This is a genomic window from Zetaproteobacteria bacterium, assembly GCA_003696765.1.
Taxonomy (GTDB): domain Bacteria; phylum Pseudomonadota; class Zetaproteobacteria; order Mariprofundales; family J009; genus RFFX01.
In genome coordinates this window covers 1-4,249 of the sequence record RFFX01000075.1, presented here as the reverse complement: position 1 = coordinate 4,249, position 4,249 = coordinate 1, and the positions used below count along the sequence as shown (strand labels likewise).

Here is a 4,249-nt window from a genome sequence, read left to right as displayed (position 1 = left end):
GAACGATCGGCTGCCGGCACTGGCCCGCGCGGCGATCGCCCGGCGGTTGGGGGTGGCGTGCGCTGCGCCGGAGATCGCTCCGGCCTGGCGTGCGCCGGGGGCCAGTTTCGTCACCTTGACCACGGCGCGGGGGGCGCTGCGCGGCTGCATCGGCACGCTGGAGGCGTGGCGCCCGCTGGTCGACGATGTGCAGGCCAATGCCCAGGCTGCGGCGTTCGAGGATCCGCGCTTTCCACCGCTTGCGGTCGACGAGCTGCCCCGCATCCGGGTGGAGGTGTCGCTGCTCACTCCGCCGGAGTCGTTGCCGCGCATGGGGCGGGCGGAGCTCGCCGCCGTCGTCCGCCCGGGGATCGACGGCCTGATCGTGCGCGATGCCCTCGGGCGGCGGGCCACCTTCCTGCCGCAGGTGTGGGAGCAGCTGCCCGGGCTCGATCTCTTCCTCGCGCAGCTGAAGTTGAAGGCGGGTATTGATCCCTCCACCGACGATCGCGAGCTGGTTTGGGCCCGCTATCAGGTGGAGAAGTACCGGGAGGCGCGCGGTGACCGCTGAACCTGCGGCGGCCGCCGCTGTCGGCCATCCGGCCGGCTTCTGGCACCGGCTCGACGATGGCCGGATCCAGTGCGATCTCTGTCCGCGCGAATGCCGGCTGCGCGAGGGGCAGCGCGGCCTTTGTTTCGTGCGCCGACGCAGCGGCGATGCGCTCTGGCTGACCAGCTACGGCCGCGCCTCCGGCTTCGCCGTCGATCCGATCGAGAAGAAGCCGCTCAACCACTTCCACCCCGCCTCCACCGTCCTCTCCTTCGGGGCGACCGGCTGCAATCTGGCCTGCCGTTTCTGCCAGAACTGGGACATCTCCAAGAGCCGGGACATGGATCGGCTGCTGCAGCGGGCGACGCCGGAGCAGGTGGCCGGGCTTGCCCTGCGCCACGGCTGCCGCAGCGTGGCCTTCACCTACACCGATCCGGTCACCTTCATCGAGTATGTGGTCGATTGCGCCGCCGCCTGCCGGGAGCGGGGCATCGAGACGGTGGCGGTCTCGGCGGGCTACATCCACCCCGAGCCGGCCGATCTGTTCTTCTCCCACATGGATGCGGCCAACATCGACCTCAAGGCCTTCTCCGAAGACTTCTACCGCAAGCTCTGCTCCGGCCGGCTGACGCCGGTGCTCGACACGCTGGTGCGGATCCGCGAGCGGCACGACACCTGGCTGGAGGTGACCACGCTGCTGATCCCGGGCCGCAACGACGGCACGGAGGAGCTGCGCGCTCTTTGCCGCTGGGTGGTGGACCACCTCGGAGCCGATACGCCGCTCCATTTCACCGCCTTCCATCCCGACTGGCGCATGCGCGATCCGCCGCCGACACCGCATGCCACGCTGCGCGCAGCACGTGAGATCGCGCTGGAGAGCGGGCTGCACTTTGTCTATCTCGGTAATGTGCTCGATCCGGATGGCTCCTCTACCTTCTGCCCCGGCTGCGGCGCGCTGCTCATTGCGCGCGCCGGCTACGCCACCCGACGGGATCAGCTCGATGCGCGTGGCTGTTGCCGGCGCTGCGGCAGGGAGATTCCGGGACGGTGGTGACTTTGTCGATCGTGTCGTTACCGTTTGCTGCATCCGCTCTGGGGCTCCTGTCATGCGTGGACGGGCCGATTGCACGCCTCGATTCTCCGTCAAGCAAAAGGTCCATGGACGGATCTTTTGCGGTGTGATCAACATGCCGGCTTCCTGTGATCAGGTGGGGCCATCGGCCTCGGACAATCTTCTTCGCCGCATCGACCGGCTCAACGAGATCGGCGTACTGCTCTCCGCCGAGAGCGATCACCAGCGTTTGCTCGAAAAGATCATGAACGGCGCACGTGAGCTGACCGGTGCCGACGGCGGCACCCTCTACCAGGTCGACGACGCGCAGCGGCTCCGTTTCGTCGTGGTACAGAACGACACCCTCGAGATCCGCATGGGCGGGGATGGGGGCGACAAGATCCCGATGGCGCCGATCCCGCTCTATCGGGAGGACGGAAGCCCCAACGACAACCTGGTCGCCGTCCATGCGGCGGTGCATGGCGAGACGATCAACATCGCCGACGCCTATAACGCAAAAGGGTTCAACTTCAGTGGCACGCGCGCATTCGACGCGCGCACCGGCTACCGATCCCAATCGTTTCTCACCGTGCCGATGACCAACCAGCGCCGCGAGGTCATCGGGGTGCTGCAGTTGATCAACGCCAAGGATGCTGAGGGACGGATCGTCGCCTTCTCCCGGGAGGATCAGAAGCTGGCCGAGTCGCTCGCCTCGCAGGCGGCGGTGGCGATCACCAACCGGCAGCTGATGGACGAGCTCAAACAGCTGCTGGAATCGTTCATCGATGTCATCTCCGGCGCGATCGACGCCAAGTCGCCCTACACCGGCGGCCATTGCCGGCGGGTGCCGGAGATCGCGTTGATGCTGGCCGACGCCGTCTCCGAGGCGGAGGACGGCCCGTTCGCCGACTTCCGCCTCAGTGCGGAAGAGCGCTACGAGATGAAGATCGCCAGCATGATGCACGATTGCGGCAAGATCACCACACCGGTCCACATCGTGGACAAGGGCACCAAGCTGGAGACGATCTTCGATCGCATCGCGCTGGTCGATGCGAAGTTCGAGTTGGCGCGCAAGGAGGCGGAGATCCGGGCGTTGCGCAAGGCGCTGCAGCAAGGGGTGGACGTCGATGAGGAGGCGCTCTCCCGGGAGGTGGAGCGGCTGAACGAGGAGCAGGAGTTCGTGCGCAGGTGCAACAAGGGCGGCGAGTTCATGTCGGAAGAGGATCAGGAGCGGATCCGACGGATCGGGGAGCGGCAAATCCCGCTGCAGGGCGGCGGCACCCTCCCTCTGCTCAGCGACGACGAGGTGCGCAACCTCAACATCGCCAAGGGGACGCTGTTGCCCGAGGAGCGGCAGATCATCAACGACCATATCGTCCAGACGATCAAGATGTTGCGCGGTTTGCCCTTCCCCGAGCACCTCAAGCGGGTGCCGGAGATCGCCGGCGGCCACCACGAGAAGATGGACGGTACCGGCTATCCTATGGGGCTGACACGCGAACAGATGTCGGTGCAGGCGCGGATTCTGGGCATCGCCGATATCTTCGAGGCGCTTACCGCCTGCGATCGCCCGTACAAGGAGGGGTTGAAGCTCTCGCAGGTGTTGCGGATCATGCGCGCCATGAAGGAGGAGCGGCACATCGACGGCGACCTGTTCGACGAGTTCGTCCGGCGCAAGGTCTACCTCGCCTATGCGCGGAAAAATCTCGATCCGAAGCTGATCGACGTCGATTAGTATGTGGGGGCCGTCGCGGAGCTTTGACATGGGTCGGCGCACTGCTATGGTTCCCCCAGTTGGTTGAGATCGAAGGGTTTTGTCGCTACGGTGCGCGCTGTGCCCGTAGGGCCTGATGCCACAGGAGGGGATGTGGCCGCCGCCCCGGCAGGGTCCGCAAGATGCCGAGGAAAAGCTGAATCAAGTGGGTTTGTTGTGACAAAAGCAGATATCGTCAAGGCCGTCTATCGGCGGATCGGGATTTCCAAATCGGAGTCGGCGCAGCTGGTGGATGATGTGCTCGAAACCATCCGGCGGACGCTCGAGGGAGGGGAGGATGTCAAGCTCTCCGGATTCGGCCACTTCGCGCTGCGGGACAAGGGGGCGCGCATCGGGCGCAATCCGAAGACCGGCGAGGAGATCATGATCAGCCCGCGGCGCGTGGTGACCTTTCGCGCCAGCCCGATCATGAAGAACCGCATCAACGGCAAGTAGGTTCGATGGGGTGATGGCCTTCCAGCGGGCCGGAACCGGTCGTTTCCCGCGCATTGCGACAGGGGCAGGCTGTGGCGGATCGTGATCCGATCGCCCGGCGTCTGCTCAGGGCCGGCGTACCTCTGCCCGATCTGGAGGAGAAGGTCTTCTTCTCGATCAGTGAGGTCAGTGAGATCTGCCGGGTGGAACCGCACGTGCTGCGCTATTGGGAGACGGAGTTCCATCAACTTCGACCGGAGAAATGGGGCGGCAACCGGCGCCGCTACCGGCGCAGGGATGTCTATCTCGTGCTGCTGATCCGCCATCTGCTCCATACGATGAACTTTACCATCCGCGGGGCACGCAAACAGTTGGCCAGGAGCGATGCCGCACCGCTCTACGGCGTTGGAATCCGCCGGCGGTTGCGGCTGCTGCGCGGCATGCTGTTGGATGCGCGCGCGATGCTTGAGGTGTAGCCGTG

Annotated in this window: 5 protein-coding genes; all 5 read left to right on the top strand. The window is 65.7% G+C overall.

The features are described 5' to 3' along the window. Positions 1–550 (top strand): AmmeMemoRadiSam system protein A (amrA, locus tag D6682_07205; GenBank protein ID RMH50327.1); only part of this gene is annotated, 550 nt, incomplete at its 5' end. Beyond that, positions 540–1,583 (top strand): AmmeMemoRadiSam system radical SAM enzyme, encoded by a 1,044-nt coding sequence (gene amrS, locus D6682_07200; GenBank protein RMH50326.1) that lies wholly within the window; start codon positions 540–542, stop codon positions 1,581–1,583. The genes amrA and amrS, both read left to right, overlap by 11 nt. A gap of 133 nt (positions 1,584–1,716) precedes the next feature. After that, a complete protein-coding gene (locus D6682_07195; GenBank protein ID RMH50329.1) occupies positions 1,717–3,315 on the top strand; it encodes a GAF domain-containing protein in 1,599 nt (532 codons plus the stop codon). Between the two features lie 195 nt (positions 3,316–3,510). Beyond that, the gene (locus D6682_07190; GenBank protein RMH50325.1) at positions 3,511–3,789 is read left to right on the top strand and encodes an integration host factor subunit alpha; all 279 of its coding nucleotides are present in this window, start codon (positions 3,511–3,513) and stop codon (positions 3,787–3,789) included. An 89-nt stretch (positions 3,790–3,878) separates the two neighbouring features. Further along, positions 3,879–4,244, top strand: a complete 366-nt coding sequence (locus D6682_07185; protein ID RMH50328.1) for a MerR family transcriptional regulator — start codon at positions 3,879–3,881, stop codon at positions 4,242–4,244. Positions 4,245–4,249 lie beyond the last annotated feature (5 nt).

Bases quoted from the DNA above. Each gene is read 5' to 3' on its own strand.
- D6682_07195 (RMH50329.1), top strand. From the start codon at position 1,717: ATGCCGGCTTCCTGTGATCAGGTGGGGCCATCGGCCTCGGACAATCTT.